Origin of the sequence: Pseudomonas sp. PDM32 (assembly GCF_019219225.1) — a bacterium.
Taxonomy (GTDB): Bacteria; Pseudomonadota; Gammaproteobacteria; order Pseudomonadales; family Pseudomonadaceae; genus Aquipseudomonas; species Aquipseudomonas laurylsulfatiphila.
On sequence record NZ_JAHUWE010000009.1, the window covers coordinates 113,209 to 138,525 of the forward strand.

Genomic DNA, 25,317 nt, shown 5'->3' on the forward strand with positions numbered 1-25,317 from the left:
GGCGGACTCACTGGCTCATGATGAACGTCGCCAGGCTTTTCAGGTCGTCCGGGCCCAATTGTGCGAAGGGTGGCATGGGCACATCCCCCCACTTCCCGCTGCCGCCATGCTGAATGCTGGACATTACCTGGGCCAGCGCCTGGGGGTCATTGGCATATTTGGCCGCCACATCGTGATAGGCCGGGCCAACGACCTTATGGTCGATTGCGTGGCAGGACAGGCAAGCGTTGTCCTTGAGCAAGGCTGAAGCCACTTTTGCCACCGACACCGTCCGGGGCGGCTCCAGCGGTGGGTTCGAGGCCGTCTGGACATCGGCGTCAGTGGCCTTGGCACTGCCGTAGGTCGCCGCCAGGTACGCGCCGATCACACTCACGTCCCGGTCGCTGATCGGAGCACCGTACACGTGCTGCATCTTGCCCGCTTCGGCAGTCCACTGCGCCAGGCTCATGCCGGGCGGCTGGAAATTGATGTAGTCGGCCGAATGGCAGGTGGAGCACTTCTGCTGCGCCAAGGGGTAACCAGGCAGCGAACTGGGCTTGAACGCTGCCGTTTCGGGCGGCAAGGTGATCGAGAGTGGCGCGGCGTCAGCCTGGGTCATCAGGCAAACCTGAGCGGCGCACAGCAGGGAGGTCAAAAATTTCATGCAGCCCTCCTCAGGCGACGGTCACGTGGCGGGTTTCGACGACGTGGCGGCGGTAGCCACCGGGGTTCCAGTCCGCTTGCAGCGGCTGCGTCTCGCCGGCCCTGTTGCTGGCGCGCACCATCAACTGAGTGGCGCCCTTGCGGGTAAAGGTGATCGGCAGCGTCCACTCACGAAAGGAGAAACGGCCCAGGTCCTGCCCGAGGGTGGATTCGCGCCAGGTGGCTCCGCCATCGATCGACACCTCGACCTTGTTGACCCCGACGCCGCCATCGAACGCGATGCCCTTGAGCACCAGGCTCTGGTTCAGCGGCAATACATCGCCGTGTTTGACGCTGGTGATGAAACTGCGCACCGGCAGTCTGGAAATCGGTTGGGTGTTCGCCGCCGTGGTGCCGGGGGCAATGCACAGGCAATCGTTATCCGGGACCCGGTACCCCTTGGCCATGAAGAAGCCGTCGTAGGTATGGTCGACGACTTCGATCTCACTCAGGTGCTTGACCCAGTACGTGCCGAAATAACCGGGCACCACCAGACGAATCGGGTAACCGTTGAGAAATGGCAGGTCGGTGCCATTCATCGACCAGGCGATCATCGGCTCGCCGTCCATGGCATGGCTGATGTCCAGCGCCTTGATGAACTCCGGCGTGCTCGGCAGCACCGGCTTATCGAGCCCACGGAAGGTCACTTGCATGGCTCCGGCCTTCACCCCCGCCTTTTCCAGTACCGCCTTGAGCGGTACACCCAGCCACCGCGCATTGCCCATCGAGCCATTGCCCAACTGAGCCCCGAACACCCGCGGCATCGAGAAGCCTCGGCTGTTGCCCGAACACTGATTGACGGCCACCACCTCCACCGGCTCGGCAAGCGCCTTGAGTTCGGCAAGGGAAAGCGACAGCGGCGTGTCGACCAAGCCCCTGATCGTCAGGCGGTAGCTGTCCGGATCGATACTGGTCGGAAAATTGGCCAAGTGGTAACGCACGAAAAAAGCGTCATTGGGCGTGATGACCCCTTCATTGAAGACAGAAAACGGCGTCTCCAGGTGCGGCGGGCGCGTGGTCACCAGGGTCAACGGACGTTTTTGCGGGTATTGGACTAACGGTCGTGGGCCCGCGGCAAAGGTCACTTCTTCAGTGTTTTCCTCGGCGGCCCTGGCCAGATTTGCCACCGGCGAAGCCGCCAACGCCAACGTGAAAGCATCGCGTAAAACCCGCCGGCGGCTCGGCTGGCGGCTGTCTATAAAACTGAACTTCATTCTGCGCTCTCTATGATTGTTTTATCGAGATGCAACTGACTACTGTGGGAGCGAGCCTGCTCGCGATGGACGTTAACGAAAACACATGCTTACTGACTAAACGCAGCGCACTTGAGTCCATCGTCGGAACGCCGCCCAGAGCAAGCTCGCCCCTACAAATTCCCGCCAGGGCGAAGAGATATCAGACTTACCGTTTCGCGTTACCCAGGTCGGTAAACAAACCAGTATCCTCAGGGCCAAACTGTCTGCTTCTCATTGGGCGTCAGCGACTTGACAATTGATGACAGGAATCCCTGTAAAGGCCGGCGTAGACACTCCGAGCTCAACGCATTGCCTACCATCGCCCACAAAAAAGCCCACTGACCGTCGCCGGCTCAGTGGGCTTTTTTTGCATCAGGCTCATTGGCAACCAGGCAGCGAACGGGGCTTGAATGCCAAGTCACGGCTTTGCTGGCGGCAACCATGGAGTTGTCGGCATGGCTGATGACCGCGCCGTGGGTTGGGCGTGACTACCGCACCTACGAGCAGACCGTCGAGGCAGAAGTGACCGCTTCACTGTCGTGCAAATCCGACTTTGTGCACGGCCCCTCATTGCCAGACACGATAGCGAGCAGGCATCGCAAGTGAGGTTTGTGGTGCACGAGGAGCAACTGCTCACGACGCGCAGGCCCAGAGATTGCCATCGATTCGCCGCGGAATGGGTTGCCATGCTGCAAGCGCACGATCGGCAGGTTGAATGACGAACCTCCCCCTGTAGGAGCCGTCGCAGGTTGCGATCTTTTGATTCTCAAGAGGACAAGAGAGAACGGCAACAGCCGATAACCCGCTCTCGCCGCCAGCAACACGATCAGACTCATTACGCACCAGCTTCAGATCGAGGAACAAGGTGCTGACAGTAGTCAGCACCTTGTTCCCGTGTATTAAAAACAATCCACCAGACCAATCGCCCCATGCACATTAAAGTTATTTCGACGAGTGCAACAAAGTATATTTCAACAACAAAAACAACCAATAAATATTTCGACACTTTTTAAAACAACCTGAAATCCAATATAAAAAACCCAGAACGCACAATGTTTTATATTTCCCAACAACTTCACAACCAGTCACACCCAACGACTGACCGCTGCATTACATCAACCGAGAACAGAAGAAATCTATATGGACATTAGCCGTAACCTGTTTGCCACTGGCCCTGCATCAGCCGATGAAACAGAGCGCCTGAAGATAGCCAGGGCGTTGGAGAACAGAAACTTCCTTCTGCAAACATTTCACGTCAATGAAGACTTCATGCAACTCGCCACAGAGGTAGTTTCGGGAAGCCATTTTGACAGTGAACACCACGCCGGCAAATTGCTGTTACGGACACTAGGCAAGCATCCAGATTACATTAAACTGGCTGACGCCCTGAACCTCCATGAAGACCACTGGATCATGGTTCTAAGCAATGGAGAAGTTTACGCAACCTATGAAGAAATCGGCTCTACGGGCATTTATATTCACTACACCATCATTACCGATGAACTTTACGAAATCGAATCCTTGCGGGCCGACATTGAACTTCTGTCTGCGACAGCATGGCGTACAGGCGGAATTATTTCCTCCAGCGCCACAATACCGTTGCGCAACTGGCTGGCCTTTAAGGAAATCGATACGCCTCAAGACAACACAGGCATTGCGAACCTGATCGACTGCCTGAACTTCAACATGCCGGCAGCGCCAAAATTCGGCAACTACTGGGGTATTTCCGAGGCGACTCAGGATGTCGCCCTGATTGTCGAGCCAGAGCAATACCCTGTGATCATGCAGGAAGTGCGAAAGCTGATGGCCGATTTGGGCCGGCATGCCGAGCCGTTGATCAACTACCTGACGGATGTGCTGCTCGAGAAGTGGAGCGGCGCGCTGGTGCAAGAGGATCCGCGACTGGCGTGGGAACACCTGATGAAAACGAACGGAGCGCAGCGTTTTGCGCAGACCTGTTTCGACGCACTGCAGACCCAAGGCACGGGACAGACAATGACGGAGGTCGCCCGTAGCCGGTTGCTGCTCGCCGCTGTTGTGCTGGACCTGGACATGGGCTCGGAGGAACGGGTCGAGTCTCATCGTGGATTGCGTTATGCACCGCTGTATGTACACGAAAGCCCGGCGCAGGCGCGCACTCGTCTCAAAGACCACTTTGAACAGATCAATCGTGCCAGTCCGTTCGCTGCGCTCCTGGCGGTGGAACTGGTTCTGGCGGGCCAATCCCCGGAATTTCTGGTGGTTACCCCACCGGCACTGCAGATCAGTTCACCCGGCTGGGTCATGTTGCGCAAAGCGGTAATGCTGACTGAAAGGATCGCTCCCGGGTTATCCCTGAAATTGTCTTATGACCAACTGATGAAATTTGCCGCACTCGCGCCGCTCAGCGATGCCCAACGATCACTGCATCAGGTAATCAACCTGCAATGCGTGATGGAGTGGGCAAATATCAACGAACTGACGCCCCGCGACGACGCGGCACTGTCAGTAGAACAAGTCGCAACAGCGGCAATGAATCATTACACCACTTATGCCAATGAACTGGAGGATGCGCTGAAGGCAATAACCGCTGCACCGGTCAGCCGGCGGAAACTGGCAAGGCAAACGCTGTTCGATGCCGGTATCGATAGTCATCAGGAAGTGTTTTCTGCACCGGACCTTTTCAGCGACACACGGTCCGATGCTGGCATCGGAAATCAGTTTGAAGACCTTTCTTCGCTGCTCGATCCAGGTGGTCCTTTTAGCGACACGCTGATCAATACCTATCTCGCCAGCCAGTTACACCGTAAAAATCTCACCAGCAAATCGAGCAAGCGCAATCTGCATGACGTGCATCCAGGACTGGCGAGTCTTGCGCCAATTAATCAGCTATATGCAGAAAAGCTCAAGCCGCAGCACGAAAACTTCAAGTCGGGTATCAGCACAATGATCCGGCTGGCATTCTCCAGCCTGCCCATGAGTGATCGAGAAGCCCTGACACAGGGTGCGTCAACCCTCTACCTCGTGCGCGGGAACCGCAATATCGCCGGGCACAGCGCCGACCACTTCTCCCCGCACGGCGTAGTCATCCTGTGTCGTTTCAAGTCGAAAAACCATTGCTTCGAATTGTTCCCGTTACAGGGACTTTGCCGCAAAAGTGATCGACTGGCCGAGGCTTACTTCAATGCTCCCCCATTTAACGAAAGCACTGGTGAATTCGACGAAACGACCAACGAAGAAACTGGAAAATTTCCACGCCTCACCTACCTGGAAGGCATCATTACCGAGCACGATGCTTACTTCCGGGGGGCAACGCCTCATCAAAGTGAACAGGCGGACATCAACAAATTACTTCCGCGCCAACACTGGCGACTTGAAGAATATGCGCATATCAGCGAATTCGGCATGCTGCTTGATCGGTTTGGTGAGTTTGCGGAACACGACGAACATGCACGCTGGTACATCTCGCCAATGGACAGCTTTTACTCGCCGAGGCTAAAGAACATTGCCGACTTCATTGCACAAGAGAACCCGCCCATCACTTACGACGAATTCTACCGGCTTGGCTATGACCAGACCGAGTACGAAGAAAAGCAGGAAGAATTCAAACGCATTGCCAACATCGTTCTGAATATCTTCATTCCATTCAGAGGCTGTATCCAACAACTGACTTCGAAGGATCCGGAGCAACGCAGCGGAGCTGCCTTCACCTGTATTATCGATACCCTCGCCGTTGCCTTTGTCTTTATCGGGGCTGCCGGAGCGCTGGCAAAGGCAGTGGCCAGCAGTACCAAGCTGTTAAGTCTCGGTCGCGTAGCAGGCAGAATCCTGGTCTCCATCTTCAACCCGCTCGACGGGGTTCCCCAACTGGTCATCGGTGCCGGGAAGCTGGCAGGCAGAGGCGTGTTGAAACTCAGTCACTACGGTAGTTCCATCAGCAAGTCCGGAGCCCGTCAATTGCGTCGTTTGACCAACACTGGCAGCGGTTCGTACGACCTGGTCAAGGCGTTGAGCAAGACCGGGGCTGCCAGCGAAATTCGAATGACACTGCCGACAGTGGCTCATGCCCGGGCATTGTTCAAAGATGATGCACTGGAAACTGTCGAGCAGATCGTGGCACGACTGAGCCAGGACGTCGTTTCCGTCCCGAAAGGAACCAATACGACGGAACTGCAGCATCTGTTCAACAATGCAACGAGAGAAGCGACTCAGTCCTCAAAAGGTTTCCGGGAACTGGAGTCATTGATAGGTCATGCCGCAGCGAACGACGTACTGATTGCGTTCACAAAAAGCAGGGGGCCTCGGTTCAACGGAACAAAGTTCACTACAAACGCTCATGACTACTCTGAAACACTTGGACACTTGGCCGAGCTTGAAACAAAGAAAATCAACTACCTCAAGAATCATCAGCAAAACGTATTGAAGCTGGATCTGGGCAAGCCGCCCTACACCGATGTAATGCCTGAATCTGCCTTCAACCCCCAGGGCTTTACCGACAATGCGCAGAGAGCCGGAGCCTGGATGGTCAAGGGTTCGACCTCAGATAACGAACTGGAGCACATCGTTGCGATCCTGCGTGAATACTCGGTCAACAACAAATCACTCACCGACGCGACCGTTGTCAAAGAGATCCACAGCCGACTGGTTCCTCAACTTGCAGGTACTGTGCGCAATGCAGGGGGACCATCAAAATATGGCGGCAGCATCAGCGGTTTTGCTTTGCTGGAGCAACATCTGAAGAAGCTTGATGCCGCCCATGAGCACTTCGACAAACACTTGCTGGCGGCTATCGCAGGTTTTCAGGGCTTTGGCGACGGCAATGGCCGTACCGCCAGCGCGGTGTATTCGATCAGCCAGCTACGCAATAACCGATTCGTACCGATGCCGAAACACGTATTCATGTCGTTGAGCGATCTGGGCTAATCGCTCAAAATCCGTGCCCCGCTTGGCGAGGCACGGACTTATCCATTCTCCGGCAACTATCACCGGCACCGCAAACCGAAACTCCGTCCCTGCCCCGACCGCTTTGCGGGACACGAACTCAGTATCGGAATCTGACGAACCTGGGGTTTCTGATGAATTAGCGTTTTCGTTGAGCATTTGGACCTCCAATGGATTGGGCTCCGAGTCTCCAGACCGAAAAAAACCCACTGACCGTCGCCGGTTCAGTGGGCTTTTTTTGATCCGGCGTCTAGTTACAGAGCCATATCACTCGCAGCACTAGCCTTCGGTGCCTTCGCATCCGTGTCGACAGTCACTGGCTTCACAGCCGGCGCGATCACCGCTGGTGGCGGAGTCAGTTCCAGCACCTTGGCGGTGTAGGCCCACTCTTCAGCAACCTTCTCGGGGCTGTTGTTCAGCTGGGTGCCGTAGCTCGGTACGATCTGGTGCAGTTTTGCCTGCCACTCAGGGCTCGCGACCTTGTCCTTGAACACTTTCTGCAGCACGGTCAGCATGATCGGTGCGGCGGTCGATGCGCCTGGGGAGGCGCCCAGCAGGCCGGCGATGCTGCCGTCTTGCGAAGCGACGATTTCGGTGCCCAGTTTCAGCACGCCACCGGCGGCTTCGTCACGCTTGATGATCTGCACGCGCTGGCCGGCTTGCCACAGGCGCCAGTCTTCAGCCTTGGCGTTCGGGAAGTATTCCTTCAGGGCGTTGAGGCGGTCTTCATCCGACAGCATCAGTTGGCCGGCGAGGTACTCGACCAGCGGGTATTCCTTGATGCCGACCTTGGTCATTGGCCACACGTTGTGGGTGGTCGTGGTGGTCAGCAGGTCCAGGTACGAACCTTCTTTCAGGAACTTGGTGCTAAAGGTCGCGAACGGGCCAAACAGGATCACGCGCTTGCCGTCCAGCACGCGGGTGTCCAGGTGCGGAACCGACATCGGCGGTGCGCCTACCGAAGCCTTGCCGTAGGCCTTGGCCAGGTGTTGTTCGGCGATGGTCGGGTTCTCGGTCACCAGGAACGAGCCACCTACCGGGAAGCCTGCGTATTCCTGGGCTTCAGGAATGCCGGACTTCTGCAGCAGGTGCAGGGCACCGCCGCCGGCGCCGATGAACACGAACTTGGCGTCGGTTTCGGTCTTGCTGCCGTCTTTCAGGTTTTTGTAGCTGACGCGCCAGCTGCCGTCGGCGTTCTTGGTGATGTCCTGTACTTCGCTGGACAGCTTCAAGTCGAACTTCGGCGTGGTTTGCAGGTGTGCAACAAACTGACGCGTGATTTCGCCGAAGTTCACGTCGGTGCCGATCGGGCTCCAGGTGGCCGCGATTTTCTGGTTCGGGTCACGCCCTTCCATCATCAGCGGCACCCACTGCTTGATCACAGCCGGGTCTTCGGAGTACTGCATGCCGGCGAACAGCGGGCTCGCCTGCAGGGCGTCGTAGCGTTTTTTCAGGAACTTGATGTTGTCATCGCCCCACACGAAGCTCATGTGCGGCGTGGAGTTGATGAACGAACGCGGGTTCTTCAGCACGCCTTGCTGAACCTGCCAGGCCCAGAACTGACGGGAAATCTGGAAGGCTTCGTTGATTTCAACGGCCTTCGGGATCGAGACCTTGCCGTTCTCGTCTTCCGGGGTGTAGTTCAGCTCGGCCAGGGCGGAGTGACCGGTACCGGCGTTGTTCCAGCCGTTGGAGCTTTCCTGGGCGACGCCGTCGAGGCGCTCGATCATTTCCATCGAAGTGCCAGGTTCCAGCTCGTTGAGCCAGACACCCAGGGTCGCGCTCATGATGCCGCCGCCAATGAGCAGTACGTCGACTTTCTTGGCTTCTTCAGCCTGGGCTGTCGTCATCCCCAACGACAAGGCCAGCCCCAGCAGGGCTGTGTTCACTTTCTTAAACATCTGTAGCACCTATGATAAAACGCCATCCGCCCTTCCATCCTCATGCGCACAGCCCCCGTGTTTCACGGCAGTCACGGATGCGGCACTCAAGGATTGCAGGGTGGGCACACAAGGCCGACTGACTGCATCGACCCCAGTTATATGTCCCTTCTGAACTGACTTCTTATCTTTTTTGGCTTCAGCTACTTGAGCGACAGTGATTCCGTCGGCACGTCTCGAGGACACGCCAACTGAATAGGTCAAACCAAGTTGGGGCGAAGAATATCACGACATGGCTAACCCGCGCGTCTGTTCCCGACTCTATGGTCCGGTCACTGATTGAGCCGTAGCAGCCGGTGCACGAGGTGACGGCGGATCGGCGACTATACTCAGTGGTCTTCAGATGAGCCGGTGAGGACAAGTCATGAGCGACAAAGACGATCTGCGCAAGTACTCCTCTCAAGTGATCGACGGCGTGGAAGCCGCACCGGCCCGCGCCATGCTGCGGGCCGTGGGCTTTACCGATGCAGACTTCAAAAAGCCGCAGATCGGCATCGCCTCGACCTGGGCCATGGTCACGCCCTGCAACATGCATATCGACAAGCTGGCGCTCGAGGCCGAAAAAGGCGCGAATGCCGCCGGCGCCAAGGGCGTCATCTTCAATACCATCACCATTTCCGACGGCATCGCCAACGGCACCGAAGGCATGAAGTATTCCCTGGTATCGCGCGAAGTGATCGCCGACTCCATCGAAGTGGTCACCGGTTGCGAGGGTTTCGACGGCCTGGTGACCATCGGCGGCTGCGACAAGAACATGCCGGGCTGCCTGATCGGCATGGCGCGGCTCAATCGCCCGTCGATCTTTGTCTATGGCGGCACCATCCAGCCGGGGGCCGGGCATACCGACATCATTTCCGTGTTCGAGGCCGTGGGCCAGCACGCGCGGGGCGACATCAGCGAGATCCAGGTCAAGCAGATCGAGGAAGTGGCGATTCCCGGCCCCGGCTCCTGTGGCGGCATGTACACCGCCAACACCATGGCCTCGGCCATCGAGGCGCTGGGCATGAGCTTGCCCGGTTCCAGCTCCCAGGACGCCATTGGCGGCGACAAGGCCTCGGACAGTTTCCGCGCCGGGCAGCAGGTCATGGAGTTGCTCAAGCTCGACCTCAAACCCCGGGACATCATGACCCGCAAAGCCTTCGAGAATGCGATCCGCGTGGTGATCGCCCTCGCCGGCTCGACCAACGCCGTGCTGCATCTGCTGGCCATGGCCAACGCGGTGGATGTCGAGCTGACCCTGGATGACTTCGTCGAGCTGGGCAAGATCTCCCCGGTGCTCGCCGACCTGCGCCCCAGCGGCAAGTACATGATGAGCGAACTGGTGGCCATCGGCGGCATTCAACCGCTGATGAAACGCATGCTCGATGCCGGCATGCTGCACGGCGATGTGCTGACCGTCACCGGCCAGACCCTGGCGGAAAACCTCGCCGGCGTGCCCGACTATCCGGCCGGACAGGACGTGATCCGGCCCTTCGACCAGCCGATCAAGAAGGACTCGCACCTGGTCATCCTGCGCGGCAACCTCTCGCCCACCGGCGCCGTGGCCAAGATCACCGGCAAGGAAGGCCTGCGCTTTGAAGGCACGGCGCGGGTCTATCACGGCGAGGAAGGTGCGCTGGCCGGCATTCTCAACGGCGAGGTGCAGCCCGGCGAAGTGATCGTGATCCGCTACGAAGGGCCCAAGGGCGGGCCGGGCATGCGCGAAATGCTGTCGCCGACGTCAGCGGTCATGGGCAAGGGCCTGGGCAAGGATGTGGCGCTGATCACCGACGGGCGCTTCTCTGGTGGCTCGCATGGTTTTGTGGTGGGGCATATCACGCCTGAGGCGTTTGAGGGCGGGCCGATTGCCCTGGTGGAAAACGGTGACAGGATTACCATCGACGCTGAAACCCGGCAGATTACCGTGGATGTCTCCGATGCCGTGCTGGCCGAGCGCAAGTCGCGTTGGGTGCGCCCGGAATCCAAGTACAAGCGCGGGGTGCTGGCCAAGTATGCGAAGACGGTGTCCAGTGCTTCGGAGGGGGCGGTGACGGATAAGTATCTTTAAAGTCAAAAGATCGCAGCCTGCGGCAGCTCCTACAGAGGTACGCGATCCATGTAGGAGCTGCCGCAGGCTGCGATCTTTTAAAGCCTGAACCGATCCACCGACTGCGACAGCTGCCCCGCCAGGCTCGACAACTCATCCGTGGTCGAAGCCGTCTGCCCGATCACCTTGCTGTTGCCTTCGGACATGCCGGCAATCATCTCCACCTGATGGGCGATCTCGTTGCTGGCCAGGCTTTGCTCACCGATGGTGCGGCTGATGTCATTGACCAGTTGCGTGGTGTGCAGCGTGGCATCGAGAATCTCGCGGATGGCGCGCTCGACATCGGCCGTCACCGCCATGCCTTTGTCGACCTGGGCCACGCCCTCCTCCATGCTGATCACCGCCTCGCGAGTGCTTTGCTGAATGCGCGCGACCATGCTGGCGATTTCCTGGGTGGAAGCGCTGGTGCGCCCCGCCAGGCTGCGGACCTCATCGGCCACCACGGCAAAACCGCGCCCCTGCTCGCCGGCGCGGGCGGCTTCGATGGCGGCGTTGAGTGCCAGCAGGTTGGTCTGGTCGGCAATGCCCTTGATCACCTGGATGATGTTGAAAATCCCCTCGGACTCCTTGTCCAGCGTGCGGATCACCTGCGCCGACTGCTGCGCCGAACGCGCGATGCCGTCCATGTCGCTGACCACCTTGTGGATCACCCGGCCACCATCCTTGGCCAGGTTTTCTGCCTGATTGGCCATATTCAGTGCCCGTTCGGCATGCCGGGTGATTTCCTCGATGCTCGCGGTCATTTCGCTGGCGGCCGCAGCCATGGTGCTGGCCGCCGCGCTTTGCTGCTGGCTGCTGCCGGCCACCTCATGGCAGCCGTGGCTCAGCAGTTCGCTCATGCCGCTGACGCCGTGGGCGTTGCTGCGCACGACCTCGATCATGCCGCGCAAATCCCGCTGCATGGTTGCCAGGCTACGAATCAAGGCGCTGGCTTCGTCCTTGCGAGTGGGCTCGACAATCGGCTCGCTGAGGTTGCCATGGGTGATGCTCTCGGCAATGCGGCTGGCGGTTTGCAACGGGCCCATGATGCTCAGGATCGCCGAGCGCCCCAGGGCCAGCAGCAACAACAGGCTGGCAATCAGCACACCGCCCAGGGTCAGGTTGGCGTTGCTGATGGCAAGCACTGTGCCCTGGCTGGTCTGTTGCGTGTTGCTTTCGATCAACTCGCTGAGGGCCTCCATCTGGTCTTCCAGTTGGCTGAAGACGTTGTTGAACGTGCCCAGCTCCTGTTGCGCAGCCTCCGGGTTTTCCAGGGCCAGACCGACGATGCGTTCGGCGGCGCTGATATAGGTGTCGAGGCTGGGCTTGATCTTGTTCAGGCCGGCCTTGATGGTGTCGTTGACCGGCAGCTTGAGGTTTTCCCCGAGCACTTCGCGAAAGCGCCCAGTGTGTTCTTCGACGGAACTGCGCACCTCGGCTTTGCTGCTGGTGCTCTTGTTCAAGCCCACCAACATGGCCGACAGCACGTCGGCGCGCAACGCGTCGTGCATCATATCGGCTTCGAGGTGGTTGCGCAGCGCGACCATGCTGACGTTGTCGTCGTCCACGGCCTCGGCCATCCGGGCGTTCCCCAGGTAACTGACCAGGCTCATGATCAATGCAGTCAGTAATCCGGTGCCGATCAGCAACATTAAACGCAGTTTTATGGACACTCTGTGGTTCCTCTCTGGCACGTTAGGCGACGGGGTTGCCCCCCGCGGATGGCACGCTTGAAGAGGTTATCGACGGGGCCACGCAGTAATTGAATCCTATCCCCACAGATTGTGGTTTTTGCGACACGCGGTCGTCACCGGTTGCTTTTTCAGCATGCCGCGCAGGGACACCAGCGACAGGCTGGCCATCGCACCGGCGACCGCGATGGCCATGTCCTTTTGCGAATCCCACGGATCGTTTTGCGCGCCGACGAAGGCCTTCGCCGTGTCATTACCCAGGAAGGCACCGCCGATCCACTCCACCAGTTCGTACAGGGCGGAGGTCGACAGCATGATGTTCAGGGTCACGAAAAACAGCCAGAACCCGCGCAGCGGCGTCAGCCGCCACAGGACTTCGCGCACCGGATAAGCCAGCAGCAGCCCGTAGCTCAGATGGACCAATCGGTCGTAGTGATTGCGGTGAGCACCTGCCGCCTGGTCGAAACTGAAGCCCAACCACGCCGAAGACCAACGATCGTAAGGCACCAGGGAATAGGTGTAATGGGCGCCCAGTTCATGCACGCACAGAAACGCAAACACCAGGGTGACGGACATCGTCGACAAGCGGAATCGCCGAGAAACCGCGACCAGCGTCCCCACCAGCAACAGCACCAGCAGGTTTTCCAGTGCCCAGTCCACCCGGCTGCGGGGAGAAAAACCCGACACCACGACGATCACCAGGAACACCATCAGCAACGTCAGGTCATGCCGTATACGTTGGTTCGGCTGCATGGCTGCAATACCTCGAAGTCAGGACATCGCCCTTTTAACTTCGAGGCAAGGTCGCCGGGCAAGTTCGCTTTTTCCCTCCAGCGCATGATAAGTTGTACGATGACTGATGAATACTCATCCATTCATCGCGTCATCCCTACAACAACAAGGAAACACCCATGAAAAAAGCAAAAGTGCTGATTGGTTTTCTGTGCCTGTTCACCGGCTACGTCGCCGCCACCCCGGCCGCCGCGGACAAGGACGTGGCCCAGGCCGTCGACCACCTGACCCAGGCCATGCTGCACAAGGATATCCCGGAACTGAAAGCCTTGACCGCCGAGAACCTGGCCTACGGGCATTCCAGCGGCAAGATCCAGGACAAGCAGGCCTTCATCGCCGACATCGAAACCGGCAAAAGCGCGTTCAAGACCCTTGAGATGCAAAACCAGACCATCACCGTCTCGGGCGATGTCGCACTGGTCCGCCACCATTTTTCGGCACAAGCGCTCAAAGGCACCGAAGTGGTGCCCACTGAAATAGAGAACTTCCAGATCTGGCAAAAGCAGGACGGTAAATGGCTGTTGGTTGGACGGCAGGCGTTCAAGTTCTGATGCACTGCTGAGGCCACTACAAAACCTGTGGGAGCGGGCTTGCTCGCGAAAGCGGAGTGTCAGTCGACATCATAGGTGTCTGACACACCGCCTTCGCGAGCAAGCCCGCTCCCACAGGGGGATTTGCGGTGGTCAGTTGCCCTTCCACTCCCGCGGGCTCAGCCCGGTCTTGCGCCGGAACGCCCGGGCCAGCGCCGAGGGGCTCTCATAACCCACTTCCTCGGCGATCAGCGCTATCGGCCGGCCCTCGCGCAGGCGCTTCTGCGCCAGGCTGATGCGCCAGCTCACCAGGTAATCCACCGGCGTCTGCCCGACCACCCGGCGAAAGTGTTCGGCGAAACTGGCCCGCGACATGTTGGCGGCGACCGAGAGTTCGGCCACGCTCCAGGCCTTGGCCGGGCTTTGATGCATCAGGCTCAGGGGCCGCGCCAGGCGCGCATCGGCAAGGCCCGCCATCATGCCCGGTTGCTGGCCCGTGGTGCTCAGGATGTGCCGCAGCAACAGAATCACCAACAGCTCGAACAGGCGATCCATCACCGCTTCACGCCCGCACGTACCGTCGAACGCCTCCTTGAACAGCCATTCCAGGGTCCCGGCCAGGGTCGGGATTTCATCGAGCTTGAGCACCAGGTAATCCGGCAGCGCCGCCGCCAGGGCATTGCCCGCACCGCCGTCGAAATCCAGGGTCGCGCACACCAGTTGCGTGCCGGATGCTTCAGACGCAAACAGACGATGTCGATAGGGCCGGGGGAAAAAGATCAGGCTCGGCTCGGTCAGTTGCAGGTCCGGCTGGTCGCCCATTTTGAGCAGCAACTCCCCCGCCTGGAGCAGGTGCAAATGACCGCTGGCCTGTTGGCCGTCGTAGGCGACGGTGCCGCAGAACATACCGCTATGGAAAGTGCCGGCATTGACGCCGAAATGGGTGAGCAACGTGGACAAGCGATCCATGACAAGGCTCCCGAAGGCAGTTCTGGACGATCTGTCGCATATCCTCGACGATTTGCATCCAATACACCAGACCTTCTCCCTAACATGAGCTCCGTACCCAGCGCATTCCGCGCCTCACATTACGGAGTATCACCATGACCCGCATTGCCCCGATCAGCCTGGAAAACGCCACCGACACCACCCGCCCCCTGCTGGAAGGCGTGCAGAAGAAAATCGGTTTTCTGCCCAACGTCTTCAAAGTCCTGGCCCGCGCACCGGCCGTGCTGGCCTCGTACCTGCAAAACTCGGCCGCACTGGGCAAGACGTCCCTGAGCGCCACGGAAAAGGAAGCGGTGTTCCTCGCCACTTCGCAAGTCAACGGCTGCGACTACTGCCTGGCGGCTCACACGCTGTTTGCCGGCAAGGCCGGGCTGTCCAGGCAAGAGATCCTCAGCGCACGACACGGCGAGCTCAACGCCATTGCCACCCTCGCCCGCCAGGTCACCGAAAGCCGTGGCCACCTGAGCGTCGAGCAGATCGCCGCTGCCCGTAACGCGGGTATCGACGACGGCAAGATCATCGAAGTGATCGCCCATGTGGCTTCGCAAACGTTGACCAACTACCTGAACAACACGGCCCTGACCGACATCGACTTCCCGGCCATTGACGCCTGAACCACTTGAACGACGGAGTACCCACCATGAACACCGTGACCCTGTACACCACCGACACCTGCCCTTACTGCCGCAACGCCAAGGCCTTGCTGGCGAGTAAAGGCGTAACGATCGAAGAGATCAACATTCAGCGCGAAGCCGGGAAGTTCGAGGTAATGCTCAGCCGCAGCCAGCGCCGCAGCGTGCCGCAGATTTTCATCGGCGACACGCACATCGGCGGCTTCGACGACCTCGCCAAGCTGGATCGTCAGGGCGCACTGATGTCGATGCTGGCCTGAACCGGTCAGGTATTGGTTTTCAGCTTGGTCCACAAGCGCGTGCTGAGGCGTGCGATGGCCGCGGGCAAGTCCTCGACGGTAAACAGCTTGTCCATCACGGTTTTCGGCGGGTAGATCGCCAGGTCCTGCTTCACCGCCGGGTCGACGAAGGCATCCGCCGCGCTGTTGGGGTTGGCGTAGTGGATGCTGTTGCTGATGTTGGCAATCACCTTCGGCTCCAGCAGGTAGTTCATGTAGGCGTAGCCGTTCTTCTCGTGTGGCGCGCTCTTGGGCATGACCACCATGTCCAGCCACAAGGTGGAACCTTCGTCCGGGATCGAGTAGGCAATGTCGATCCCGTTCTTGGCTTCCCTGGCGCTGGCGGCGGCCTGCACGATGTCGCCGTTGAAACCGATCACCGCGCAGACGTTGCCGTTGGCCAGGTCGCTGATGTACTTGGACGCGTGGAAATACTGGACGTAAGGCCGGATCTTCAGCAGTGCCTGCTCGGCTTTCTTGTAATCGGCCGGCTCGTGGCTATGAGGCGGCAGCCCCAGGTAGTTGAGGGTGATCGGCAGGATCTGCGTAGGGTTGTCGATGATCGCCACGCCGCACTCGCTGAGTTTCTTGATGTTGTTCTCGTCGAAGAACAGCTTCCAGGAATGGGTGACGTCGGTATTGCCGAAGATCGCCTTGATCTTCTCGACGTTGTAGCCGATGCCCGCCGTGCCCCACATGTAAGGGAAGCCGTACTGGTTGCCCGGGTCGTTGACCTCAAGCTTCTTCATCAGCGCCGGATCGAGGTTTTTCCAGTTGGGCAACTGGCTCCTGTCGAGTTTCTGGATGGCGCCGGCCTTGATCAGGCGCGACAGGAAGTGGTTTGACGGGCTGACCACGTCATAACCGGTATTGCCGGTCATCAGTTTCGATTCCAGCACTTCGTTGCTGTCGTGGATGTCGTAGGTCGCCTTGATCCCGGTTGCCTTGGTGAAGTCGGGCAAGGTGTCGTCGGCGATGTAACCGTTCCAGTTGGAAATATTGACGGTTTCGTCGGCGCAGGCGACGGCGGAAAAGGTCGAGATCAGGGCCACAAGGGAAAGCGTATTGACGCGCATGTTGAATCACCTTCGATGGGAAGTGCTGTTGTTCTTGTTGTGAAGTTCGTGTTGTTCAGACTTCGCTTCTGGCCCGGACCGTTTCCACGCGCATACGCAGCATGGCACCGATGTCGAGCAACGGCTTGGGCGGCAGCCAGCCGGGTTGTGCCCGCGAGATGACCGATTGCAGCAGCGGTGAATCACCGCCCGAGGCCCACTCCGCGAGCAAGCGCCCCCACAACGTGCCCCGCGCCACGCCGGAACCGTTGCACCCGGCCACGGCGAACACGCCCTCCTCGACCTTGGCAAAGTACGGTTGCCCGGAGCGCGAAGCGCTGAGATGACCGGTCCAGGTGTATTCGATGTCCTGCTCGCCGAGCATCGGGAAACGTCGTTGCAACCCCAGCACGTGGTGTTGGCGACGGGTCGACAGCTCGCTCAATGACAAATCCCGGGAACGGTATTCCGCGGTATTGCGGATCATCACCCGGCGATCCGGCGTCAGGCGCACCGTGGCGCCCAACGGACGGGTCGACAGCACACCCCAGGACGCTGGCGCGCCCAGGGCTTGAAACTCTTGGTCGCTGAGGGGCCGCGTGAGGCTGGCGCTGAGCTCCATCGCGAAGGTGCCGCTGTCGTCGATCCCTGAACGAGGAATGAAGGCGTTCAGGCAGACCAACACCTGTTTGGCCTCAACGCAGCCATCTTGGCCCCGGGCACGGATCCGGCCGTCGCCGAGGCGCTCAAGACCTGCGATATCGCTGTTCTCATAGACCGTCACTGTCGGCGGCAAGGCATCGAGCAGGCCCTTCACGTACTTGGCCGGTTGCAGCAGCGCATTGCCATTGCCGCACCAGATTCCGGCACGGTAGTGGCGGGTGCCGAGTTTCTCGATCAGTTGCTCGCCTTGCAGGAACTGCGCGCTGGCGCCAACGGCCCGCAAGGTCTGCAACTTGGCCTCGACCTGGGTCAACTTGCGAGGATCGCTGACGGCAAAGAAATAGCCCGATTCCCTGAAGTCGCATTCGATACCCAGCCGGGCGATCTGCTTGCGCACTTCATCGGCAGCGGCGCGGCCGATCGCCGTATCCACTTGATAACCGGCGAACCCGGCGCTGCCCAACAGTTCGCTGGCGACGGGATGTTCGTGGGCCACCACAAACCCGGAATTACGCGCCGATGCCCCCTGCGCAGCCCGCTGGCGGTCAACGACCACAATGCGTGCCTGGGGGTGCATGTGCGCCAGGGCGTGCGCCGCACTGAGGCCGGTAATGCCGGCGCCGATCACCAGCCAGTCGGCGTGCTGCGTGCCTTTGAGCGGGTCGCGCAACGGAGAACTCCCCGCTTGCGCAATCCAGCCACAGATATTTTCCATGCGTCACCTCAGGTTCTTGTTCTGCGAACCGTCTCGATCAGCGCTTTATGCAAGATTCGCATAATTGGTTTTCGTGAACGGCGTCAATGACTAGAATCTAAAGGCTGATAACGCGGACAACCAACGTTATTAAATCATCGAGGCATTCTGAAAACGCATGGATAAAGTACGCCACGTGCCCTCGCTGCAGGGCTTGCAGGCCCTGGTCGAGGTCGCCGGGTCGGGCAGCTTCACCCAGGCGGCGCAAAAGCTCTGCCTGACCCAAAGCGCCGTGAGCCGACAGATCCAGCAACTGGAGAGCCACTTCGGTGTCGCGCTGTTCGTGCGCAGCAGCCGCAGCCTGCAACTGACCCCGGAAGGCGACCAGGTGCTGGCCAGCGCTCGCACCATCCTTGAACAATTGAGGTCGCTCGAAGACCGGCTCGCGCCAAAGCAACGCCCGTTCCGCATTCGCATGCACGTGTCACTGGCGGTGCGCTGGCTGCTGCCCAAGCTGAGCGATTTCTACCGGCATCACCCGGACGTATCCCTGGCCATTGAAACCGTGGCCACCGAAGTCGTGGAACCTGCCAGTGACAGCGACGCCTACATTCTCTATCTGCCAGAGCCGTCCACGGCGCCCGATTGCCTGACGCTGTTCGAGGAAGCACTGGTGCCGGTGTGCGCGCCTGGGCTGGGCAACCCGACCCGGCCATTGGCTTCGCTGGAAGATCTGTCGGGGTTCGCGTTGCTGCACCGCTCCTGCGATCAAAATGACTGGCAGGTATGGCTGTCGGCCAATGGCGGCAAGGCGTTGCAGGAGTATCGGCATATCCCCTTCAACCTCGACGAACTGGCACTCGATGCCGCCGCGCGAGGGCTGGGGGTGGCGATGACTGACATGACGCTGGCAGGCGAGTCGATCCAGCGCGGTGAACTGGTGATTCCGTTTGGTGAGCCCTTGAAGACCCGGGGGATTTACTCGTTGTGCCTGCAACCCTCGGCGGCCTCCCATCCGGCGTGCGCACCGGTCATGCAGTGGTTCACCGCACAGACCACCGCATGACCGCCTTCAATGTCGACTGACCCTACGCCTTCGCGGGCAAGCCCGCTCCCACAGTATCTTCGGTCGTTCACGAATACTGCGTACACCCACTAACCCTGTGGGAGCGGGCTTGCCCGCGAAGGCGTCGGGTCAGGTGACCATTATTTCTCTGACACTCCGTCTTCGCGAGCAGGCTCGCTCCTACAGTCAATCATCCTCATGCAACTTGATCCCGCGCTTATGCAACACATAAGGCACCACCAGCACCAGCAGCGTCAGGGCGAGAAAGAATGCCGAGATCGGTTGCGTGACGAACACCGTCCAGTCGCCCTGGCCGATGGACAAGGCATTGCGCAGTTGTTTCTCGGCCATCGGCCCCAGCAGCATGCCGACGATCACCGGGGCGACGGGGAAGTCGAACCGCCGCATCAGCACCCCGCCCCAGCCAATCGCCAACATCAGCAGCAGGTCGAAGGATGAGTGGCGCATGCCATACACGCCGATGGTGGCGAATACCAGGATGCCGGCATTCAGGTACGGCCTGGGGATCTGCAGCAGTTTGACCCACAGCCCCACCAGCGGCAGGTTCAACACCAGCAGGATGACGTTGCCGATGTACAGCGAGGCCACCAGCGTCCAGACCAGGTCAGCGGAGGTTTCGAACAGCATCGGCCCCGGTTGCAGGTTGTAGTTCTGGAACGCGGCCAGGAGGATCGCCGCGGTCGCGGACGTTGGGATGCCCAGGGTCAGCAACGGCACCAGGGACCCGGTCGCGCTGGCATTGTTGGCCGCTTCGGGGCCGGCGACGCCTTCGATGGCGCCCTCGCCCTTGTTGGCGGAAAACTCCTTGGGGTATTTGCTGAGCTTGCGCTCGGTCGAATAGGACAAAAAGGTCGGAATCTCCGCGCCGCCGGCCGGAATCGAACCAAACGGAAAGCCGATCAGCGTGCCGCGAAGCCACGCGGGCACCGAACGCTTCCAGTCGGCACGGGTCATCCACAACGAGGTCAGGCGATGCCGCCCTTCGTTCGATTCCTTTTGATAGAGCAAGCTGTACAAGGCCTCGCCCACCGCGAACAAGCCGACCGCCACCAGCACCACCTCGATACCGTCCACCAGTTCGGGAACACCCAGGGTGTAGCGGGCAATGCCCGAGGTCGAGTCCAGGCCGATCAAACCGATGGTCAACCCGACACCCAGCGAAGCGAATCCTCGCAGCATGGAAGCGCCAAGCACCGCCGACACGGTGGTGAACGACAGCACCAGGATGGCGAAATATTCGGTCGGGCCGAAATTCAGCGCCAGTCTGGCCACAACCGGAGCAAACAGCGTCAGCAACACCGTGGCGATGGTGCCGGCGACGAAGGAGCCTATCGCCGCCGTTGCCAGCGCAGGGCCGGCGCGGCCGTTGCGCGCCATCAGGTTGCCCTCCAGGGCCGTGACCATGGAAGACGATTCACCCGGGGTGTTGAGCAGGATCGAGGTGGTGGAACCGCCGAACTGCGCACCGTAGTAGATACCGGCGAACATGATCAGCGCGCCGGTGGGGTCGACCTTGGCGGTGATCGGCAACAGCAGGGCCACCGTCAGCGCCGGACCGATCCCCGGCAACACGCCGATGGCGGTGCCGAGCAGGCAGCCGATGAACCCCCACATCAGGTTGATCGGCGTCAGTGCCGAGGAAAACCCCATCGCCAGGCTTGAAAGAATGTCCACGGTGTCGATCTCCTTTCAAAGCCAGATGTTGATCAGCGACGGCAAGGAAACCCCCAGCCCGGCGTTGAACAGCCAGTAGATCGGCAGGGTCAGGGCAATGCCGATGGCCAGGTCCCGCAGCGGATGACGGCTGCCGAACCCCCGCGCCGAACAGGCGAACAACAACCCGGCGGCCAGCACAAAACCGATGAGGTTGATCAATAGCGCCACCCCGACAAGCCCGGCGGTCACCCAGGCGGCGCCGGTTTTTCCACCGGGCACCGTGCCTGCGTCGTCGTTATCCAGCTCGCGAAAACCTCCGCTGAGCGCCTGATAGCTCAGCAACAGGCCCACACCGCCGAGAAACGCCGCCACCACATAGGGGTAAACGTAGGCCGGGAGGATGACAAAACCCATTTCCGGCGGAAACCGGTAGGCCCCCATCGCCAACACGACGCTGATGGCGATCAGGCCGATGCCGACCGCCAATTGCGTCGGCACCACTGTGCGCAGTGTGGCCATCTCAAAGCAGCCCGACCTTGACCAGCATGGCGTGCAACCGCACGTGTTCTTCGTCGACGAACTTGCCGAACTCATCGCCGGTCAACACGCTGGGCGTCCAGGCGTTGGTCTGGATATTTTCCTGCCAGACCTTGCTGTTGGTGGCGGCCACCACAGCATCGATCACCTCTTTACGCTGCTCCGGGGTGAGGCCCGCCGCACCGTAAACGCCGCGCCAGTTGCCGATCGTCACGTCATAGCCGCTCTCCTTGAGGGTCGGCGCGTCAATGCCGGGAACACGCTCCGGCGCGCCGATGGCCAGGACACGGAACTGGCCGTTCTTGATGTACTGGCCCAGCTCGGCGAAACCGCCGGTGATCACCTTGAGCTGGCCGCCCAGCGCCTGGGCGACCACCTCGCCGCCGCCACCAAACGCCACGTAGTTCACCTTGTTGACCGGCACGTCCAGCTTGCCCGCCAACTCGGCAATGCCGATGTGATCCACCGAGCCCTTGGAACCGCCGCCCCAGGTGATGCTCGTCGGGTTGGCCTTGAAGGCCTTGATCAGGTCATCGAGGGTCTTGTATTCCGATTCCTTGCGCACGGCGATCACGTTGTACTCGGTGAACAACCGGGCAATGGGCGTCACATCCTTCAGGCTGATCTGCGATTTGTTCTGTTCGATGCCCGCGACCATGATCGCCCCGACCACCAGCAACGCATTCGGATCGCCCTTGGTGCTGTTGGCAAATTGCGCCAGCCCCAAGGTCCCGCCCGCCCCGCCCTTGTTCTCGAAGGTCACGGCCTTGGCCGTATTGGCTTCGACCATGGCCTTGCCCAGCACACGGGCAGTCTGGTCATAACCACCGCCCACCGAGCCCGGGGCCATGAACTTCACGGTATCGAGCGCGAAGGCGGGTGCGACAAGCACGGCAGCGGTCAAACCGGCGGCCATGCAGCGACTGAAACGACGGATCAAAGCGGACATGGGCATCTCCTGATTGCATTGTTTTTATAGGTGCCGCTTGCCCATCGAGGTGCTCGATGAACACGGGCCTGCAAACAAGCTTAGGCCATGGATCCGCGGGTTGCTGCTGCCCCCCCTGTAGGAGCGAGCCTGCTCGCGATGGTCGTTAACGATTACGCGGGTCATCTGTGTAAACGCGGTGTCTGTACGTCCATCGCGAGCAAGCTCGCTCCCACAGGGGATTGCGGTGTTGCAGGGGCGTTTCATTACAACTTTGTCATCAAGTTGTTGGTCGGCTGTCCGGATCACCTCGTTAGCCTGAACTCACTGTCAGGCCAGACCCGACAGCCACCCAGCCCTTGCAGAGAGAGATTCGTCATGAAACTGTTGATCGCGGGTTTTGCCACCCTGCTCGCCACCGGCTCGGCGTTTGCCGCCACCCAGTCCACCTCGCCAATCATCCACGACCAGGACGGCTTCTATGTTCCGGTGCAAGTGGCCAAGGTCCTGTCCATGACCGACCTCAACGGCAAGTGCGGCGTCGTGCCCGCGCAGTTCAACTACCTCGACCACCAGGGTCGTGAGCATCAACTGGACTATCAGGTTCAGGGCGTGAACTGCCTTGGCGAGAACTGACCAGATGCCTGCCATCACCGCCGATCGGGCTACACTTGCGCCACTGATGCGCCCCCGTAGCCCGACCGAACCAGGCAGGTTTGCCATGAACATCCTCGTAGTCGAAGACGAACCCAAGGCCGGCAATTACCTGCTCAACGGCCTGCAGGAACTCGGATACACCGTGAACCTGGCGCGCGACGGCGTCGATGGCCTGCACCTGGCCCTGGAACACGACTTCGATGTGATCGTGCTGGACGTCATGATGCCGAAGATGGATGGCTGGGAAGTGCTGCGCCGCCTGCGCAAGGAAGCCGACACACCGGTGCTGTTCCTCACCGCCCGGGATGACATCGCCGACCGCATCAAAGGCCTCGAACTGGGCGCCGACGATTACCTGATCAAACCGTTTTCCTTCGCCGAGCTGGTGGCGCGCCTGCGCACCCTGACCCGCCGCGGCCCTACCCGGGAAGACGAACACCTGCACGTCGACGACCTGCAGATCGACGTGCTCAAGCGTCGCGTCAGCCGCGCCGGCAACCGCATCACCCTGACCAACAAGGAATTTGCCCTGCTGCACCTGTTCGCCACGCATCAGGGCGAAGTGCTGTCACGCTCGATGATCGCCTCGCGGGTCTGGGACATGAATTTCGACAGCGACACCAATGTCGTCGATGTCGCGGTGCGCCGCCTGCGCCTGAAAATCGACGACCCGTTTCAGCTCAAGCTGATCCACAGCGTACGCGGCATCGGCTATCGCTTCGACACTCAACCTTGAATGCCCCCATGAATGCCATGACGCCGCTGCGATCCGCCTCTCGTCTGAGCCACTCCCTGACCCTGCGCCTGGCGCTGGTGTTTGCCCTGCTGGCCTTTGTTTCGCTGGCGCTGCTGGGCGTGGCGCTGTACCGCGACCTGGAACGCGAGTTGATCCATCGCGACGACATTGCCCTGATCACCCGCATCGACCAGTTGCGTACCTTCCTCAACGACAGCAACACCCTGGACCTGATCAAGGCCAAGCCCGCGCTGTTCCAGAACATGATGGGCAACCGCGAGGCCCTGTTGACCATCGGCACCCCGGGCCAACCGCCGTTGTTGGTGGTCAATCCGGGCAACCTGACAATGCCGGTGCTGACGCCGGTGGCGATGGATCATCGACTGACCCTGGACGACGTGCAGCATTTGCCCAACGTCAACGGCGTGCCGTTTTCCGCCCTGGCGGCGACCATCGACTCCGGAGACCTGGGCAGCCTGCAAGTGGTGACCGGGCGCCTGATGACCGAACGCACCGCCGTGCTCGCCGATTACCGGCTCAACGTCTACCTGTTCGCCACCGTGGCCGCGATTCTGCTGGCGTTATCCGGTTATGTACTGGTGCATCGCGGCCTGTTGCCGGTGCGGCGCCTGGCCCGCCACACCCAGAGCATCGACGTCGGCAACCTCAACGAGCGCCTCGACAGCCAGGGTGCACCGCTGGAGCTGCTGCCGATGATCGACGCCTTCAACGCCATGCTCGACCGCCTGGACAAAGGCTTTGTGCAATTGGGTCAAGTATCGACCGACATGGCCCACGAGCTGCGCACGCCGATCAACAACCTGCTCGGCGAAACCCAGGTGGCCTTGCAGCAGAACCGCAGCACCGACGCCTATCAGCAGTTGCTGGCCTCCAATGTCGAAGAGCTTGAACGCCTGGCGCGCATGCTCGACAACATGCTGTTCCTGGCCCGCACCGATCCGCGCAGCGCCTTGCGCCAGCGCCAGGAACTGGATGCCGCTGACGAAATGCAACGCATGGCCGACTATTTCGAAGGCCCGGCGACCGACGTTGGCATCAGCATCAATGCCCATGGCAGCGGCTTGATCTGGGCCGAGCCCATGTTGCTGCGTCGCGCCCTGGCCAACCTGTGCGCCAACGCCATCAAGTACGGCGCCCCGCATTCCGAGCTGTGCATTCACGCCAAGCCGATCGCCGACGGCATCCAGGTGCAAGTGCGCAACCACGGCCAGACCATCCCGGCGCAGCATCTGCCACGGCTGTTCGAACGCTTCTACCGGGTCGACGAATCCCGCGAACGCTCGGCCCAGTCCAATGGCCTGGGCCTGTCGATCGTGGCGACGATCATGCATCTGCACAACGGCGCCTGCCATGTCAGCAGTGCCGACGGCATCACCTGTTTCGAACTGTTTTTCCCGGCGCGGCAACAGCATGAGTAGCGCCCGGGCGAAAACCGGCCGGACACTTTCGACAAAACATCGCCCGAGGGTGCGAGTCATGGCCTAACCTCATTGGCTAAGTGACTAACAACC

At 60.3% G+C, this 25,317-nt stretch carries 20 protein-coding genes and 1 pseudogene; 9 read left to right on the forward strand and 12 right to left on the reverse strand.

From position 1 onward, the window contains the following. Positions 1 to 7: 7 nt before the first annotated feature. Together KW846_RS18265 and KW846_RS18270 are read right to left on the reverse strand one after the other, a co-directional pair. Positions 8 to 643, reverse strand: a complete 636-nt coding sequence (locus KW846_RS18265; protein WP_218484022.1) for a c-type cytochrome — start codon at positions 641 to 643, stop codon at positions 8 to 10. Between the two features lie 10 nt (positions 644 to 653). Beyond that, positions 654 to 1,895, reverse strand: a complete 1,242-nt coding sequence (locus tag KW846_RS18270) for a molybdopterin-dependent oxidoreductase (RefSeq protein ID WP_218484024.1) — start codon at positions 1,893 to 1,895, stop codon at positions 654 to 656. 1,161 nt (positions 1,896 to 3,056) lie between these two features. Between KW846_RS18270 and KW846_RS18275 the strand changes: the two genes are divergently transcribed. After that, on the forward strand, positions 3,057 to 6,818 hold the full coding sequence (locus KW846_RS18275; RefSeq protein WP_218484026.1) for a hypothetical protein: 3,762 nt from the start codon (positions 3,057 to 3,059) through the stop codon (positions 6,816 to 6,818). Positions 6,819 to 7,090: 272 nt separating this feature from the next. On the opposite strand, the gene mqo is transcribed toward KW846_RS18275, so the two are convergent. Next, entirely contained in the window at positions 7,091 to 8,737 is a 1,647-nt protein-coding gene (gene mqo / locus KW846_RS18280; protein WP_116582119.1) for a malate dehydrogenase (quinone), read from the reverse strand. A 403-nt stretch (positions 8,738 to 9,140) separates the two neighbouring features. Between mqo and ilvD the strand changes: the two genes are divergently transcribed. Continuing rightward, on the forward strand, positions 9,141 to 10,823 hold the full coding sequence (gene ilvD / locus KW846_RS18285; RefSeq protein ID WP_218484028.1) for a dihydroxy-acid dehydratase: 1,683 nt from the start codon (positions 9,141 to 9,143) through the stop codon (positions 10,821 to 10,823). A 77-nt stretch (positions 10,824 to 10,900) separates the two neighbouring features. Here the strand turns inward: ilvD and KW846_RS30500 are convergent, their stop codons facing one another. The 3 genes and pseudogenes from KW846_RS30500 to KW846_RS18295 all read right to left on the reverse strand — a co-directional run bounded on the left by KW846_RS30500 (position 10,901) and on the right by KW846_RS18295 (position 13,285). Then, positions 10,901 to 11,764: a methyl-accepting chemotaxis protein gene (locus KW846_RS30500; RefSeq protein WP_371321762.1), complete on the reverse strand. Its 864-nt coding sequence runs from the start codon at positions 11,762 to 11,764 to the stop codon at positions 10,901 to 10,903. Next, positions 11,759 to 12,535: pseudogene (locus KW846_RS30505) on the reverse strand (MCP four helix bundle domain-containing protein); the annotation flags it as partial. The gene KW846_RS30500 and the pseudogene KW846_RS30505, both read right to left, overlap by 6 nt. 75 nt (positions 12,536 to 12,610) lie before the next feature. After that, positions 12,611 to 13,285 (reverse strand): DUF2238 domain-containing protein, encoded by a 675-nt coding sequence (locus tag KW846_RS18295; RefSeq protein WP_218484033.1) that lies wholly within the window; start codon positions 13,283 to 13,285, stop codon positions 12,611 to 12,613. Between the two features lie 158 nt (positions 13,286 to 13,443). Here KW846_RS18295 and KW846_RS18300 point away from each other — a divergent pair, with 158 nt between their 5' ends. Next, positions 13,444 to 13,875, forward strand: a complete 432-nt coding sequence (locus tag KW846_RS18300) for a nuclear transport factor 2 family protein (RefSeq protein ID WP_218484035.1) — start codon at positions 13,444 to 13,446, stop codon at positions 13,873 to 13,875. A 132-nt stretch (positions 13,876 to 14,007) separates the two neighbouring features. On the opposite strand, the gene KW846_RS18305 is transcribed toward KW846_RS18300, so the two are convergent. Then, positions 14,008 to 14,823 carry an AraC family transcriptional regulator gene (locus KW846_RS18305; RefSeq protein WP_218479943.1) on the reverse strand — a complete coding sequence of 272 codons (816 nt, stop codon included), beginning with the start codon at positions 14,821 to 14,823 and terminating at the stop codon, positions 14,008 to 14,010. A 134-nt stretch (positions 14,824 to 14,957) separates the two neighbouring features. Here KW846_RS18305 and KW846_RS18310 point away from each other — a divergent pair, with 134 nt between their 5' ends. Both KW846_RS18310 and grxC read left to right on the forward strand, forming a co-directional pair. Next, on the forward strand, positions 14,958 to 15,476 hold the full coding sequence (locus KW846_RS18310; protein ID WP_218484038.1) for a carboxymuconolactone decarboxylase family protein: 519 nt from the start codon (positions 14,958 to 14,960) through the stop codon (positions 15,474 to 15,476). 26 nt (positions 15,477 to 15,502) lie between these two features. After that, on the forward strand, positions 15,503 to 15,754 hold the full coding sequence (gene grxC, locus KW846_RS18315) for a glutaredoxin 3 (RefSeq protein WP_218484041.1): 252 nt from the start codon (positions 15,503 to 15,505) through the stop codon (positions 15,752 to 15,754). Positions 15,755 to 15,759: 5 nt separating this feature from the next. Here grxC and KW846_RS18320 read toward each other — a convergent pair whose 3' ends face one another. Beyond that, positions 15,760 to 16,848 (reverse strand): polyamine ABC transporter substrate-binding protein, encoded by a 1,089-nt coding sequence (locus KW846_RS18320; protein WP_218484044.1) that lies wholly within the window; start codon positions 16,846 to 16,848, stop codon positions 15,760 to 15,762. 55 nt (positions 16,849 to 16,903) lie between these two features. Further along, a complete protein-coding gene (locus KW846_RS18325; protein WP_218484048.1) occupies positions 16,904 to 18,205 on the reverse strand; it encodes an FAD-binding oxidoreductase in 1,302 nt (433 codons plus the stop codon). 157 nt (positions 18,206 to 18,362) lie between these two features. Here KW846_RS18325 and KW846_RS18330 point away from each other — a divergent pair, with 157 nt between their 5' ends. After that, a complete protein-coding gene (locus tag KW846_RS18330) occupies positions 18,363 to 19,250 on the forward strand; it encodes a LysR substrate-binding domain-containing protein (protein WP_218484050.1) in 888 nt (295 codons plus the stop codon). A 186-nt stretch (positions 19,251 to 19,436) separates the two neighbouring features. Here the strand turns inward: KW846_RS18330 and KW846_RS18335 are convergent, their stop codons facing one another. From KW846_RS18335 to KW846_RS18345, 3 genes are read right to left on the reverse strand one after another with little or no spacing between them, the layout of a single operon-like run. Continuing rightward, complete coding sequence (locus KW846_RS18335; protein WP_218484052.1) at positions 19,437 to 20,945, reverse strand: tripartite tricarboxylate transporter permease; 1,509 nt, start codon at positions 20,943 to 20,945, stop codon at positions 19,437 to 19,439. Positions 20,946 to 20,960: 15 nt separating this feature from the next. Next, the gene (locus KW846_RS18340) at positions 20,961 to 21,446 is read right to left on the reverse strand and encodes a tripartite tricarboxylate transporter TctB family protein (RefSeq protein ID WP_116582109.1); all 486 of its coding nucleotides are present in this window, start codon (positions 21,444 to 21,446) and stop codon (positions 20,961 to 20,963) included. A 1-nt stretch (position 21,447) separates the two neighbouring features. After that, the gene (locus KW846_RS18345) at positions 21,448 to 22,413 is read right to left on the reverse strand and encodes a tripartite tricarboxylate transporter substrate binding protein (RefSeq protein ID WP_218484054.1); all 966 of its coding nucleotides are present in this window, start codon (positions 22,411 to 22,413) and stop codon (positions 21,448 to 21,450) included. A gap of 357 nt (positions 22,414 to 22,770) precedes the next feature. Here KW846_RS18345 and KW846_RS18350 point away from each other — a divergent pair, with 357 nt between their 5' ends. The 3 genes from KW846_RS18350 (at position 22,771) to KW846_RS18360 (ending at position 25,224) form a co-directional block, all read left to right on the forward strand. Continuing rightward, positions 22,771 to 23,028, forward strand: coding sequence for a DUF2790 domain-containing protein (locus KW846_RS18350; RefSeq protein ID WP_218484057.1), 258 nt, complete (start codon positions 22,771 to 22,773; stop codon positions 23,026 to 23,028). 85 nt (positions 23,029 to 23,113) lie between these two features. After that, positions 23,114 to 23,785 (forward strand): heavy metal response regulator transcription factor, encoded by a 672-nt coding sequence (locus KW846_RS18355; RefSeq protein WP_007979096.1) that lies wholly within the window; start codon positions 23,114 to 23,116, stop codon positions 23,783 to 23,785. 8 nt (positions 23,786 to 23,793) lie between these two features. Continuing rightward, complete coding sequence (locus tag KW846_RS18360) at positions 23,794 to 25,224, forward strand: heavy metal sensor histidine kinase (protein ID WP_218484059.1); 1,431 nt, start codon at positions 23,794 to 23,796, stop codon at positions 25,222 to 25,224. Positions 25,225 to 25,317 lie beyond the last annotated feature (93 nt).

Coding starts and splice junctions, on each gene's coding strand:
- KW846_RS18265 (WP_218484022.1), bottom strand. CDS start 643: ATGAAATTTTTGACCTCCCTGCTGTGCGCCGCTCAGGTTTGCCTGATG.
- KW846_RS18270 (WP_218484024.1), bottom strand. CDS start 1,895: ATGAAGTTCAGTTTTATAGACAGCCGCCAGCCGAGCCGCCGGCGGGTT.
- KW846_RS18275 (WP_218484026.1), top strand. CDS start 3,057: ATGGACATTAGCCGTAACCTGTTTGCCACTGGCCCTGCATCAGCCGAT.
- mqo (WP_116582119.1), bottom strand. CDS start 8,737: ATGTTTAAGAAAGTGAACACAGCCCTGCTGGGGCTGGCCTTGTCGTTG.
- ilvD (WP_218484028.1), top strand. CDS start 9,141: ATGAGCGACAAAGACGATCTGCGCAAGTACTCCTCTCAAGTGATCGAC.
- KW846_RS30500 (WP_371321762.1), bottom strand. CDS start 11,764: ATGCAGCGGGATTTGCGCGGCATGATCGAGGTCGTGCGCAGCAACGCC.
- KW846_RS18295 (WP_218484033.1), bottom strand. CDS start 13,285: ATGCAGCCGAACCAACGTATACGGCATGACCTGACGTTGCTGATGGTG.
- KW846_RS18300 (WP_218484035.1), top strand. CDS start 13,444: ATGAAAAAAGCAAAAGTGCTGATTGGTTTTCTGTGCCTGTTCACCGGC.
- KW846_RS18305 (WP_218479943.1), bottom strand. CDS start 14,823: ATGGATCGCTTGTCCACGTTGCTCACCCATTTCGGCGTCAATGCCGGC.
- KW846_RS18310 (WP_218484038.1), top strand. CDS start 14,958: ATGACCCGCATTGCCCCGATCAGCCTGGAAAACGCCACCGACACCACC.
- grxC (WP_218484041.1), top strand. CDS start 15,503: ATGAACACCGTGACCCTGTACACCACCGACACCTGCCCTTACTGCCGC.
- KW846_RS18320 (WP_218484044.1), bottom strand. CDS start 16,848: ATGCGCGTCAATACGCTTTCCCTTGTGGCCCTGATCTCGACCTTTTCC.
- KW846_RS18325 (WP_218484048.1), bottom strand. CDS start 18,205: ATGGAAAATATCTGTGGCTGGATTGCGCAAGCGGGGAGTTCTCCGTTG.
- KW846_RS18330 (WP_218484050.1), top strand. CDS start 18,363: ATGGATAAAGTACGCCACGTGCCCTCGCTGCAGGGCTTGCAGGCCCTG.
- KW846_RS18340 (WP_116582109.1), bottom strand. CDS start 21,446: ATGGCCACACTGCGCACAGTGGTGCCGACGCAATTGGCGGTCGGCATC.
- KW846_RS18345 (WP_218484054.1), bottom strand. CDS start 22,413: ATGTCCGCTTTGATCCGTCGTTTCAGTCGCTGCATGGCCGCCGGTTTG.
- KW846_RS18350 (WP_218484057.1), top strand. CDS start 22,771: ATGAAACTGTTGATCGCGGGTTTTGCCACCCTGCTCGCCACCGGCTCG.
- KW846_RS18355 (WP_007979096.1), top strand. CDS start 23,114: ATGAACATCCTCGTAGTCGAAGACGAACCCAAGGCCGGCAATTACCTG.
- KW846_RS18360 (WP_218484059.1), top strand. CDS start 23,794: ATGAATGCCATGACGCCGCTGCGATCCGCCTCTCGTCTGAGCCACTCC.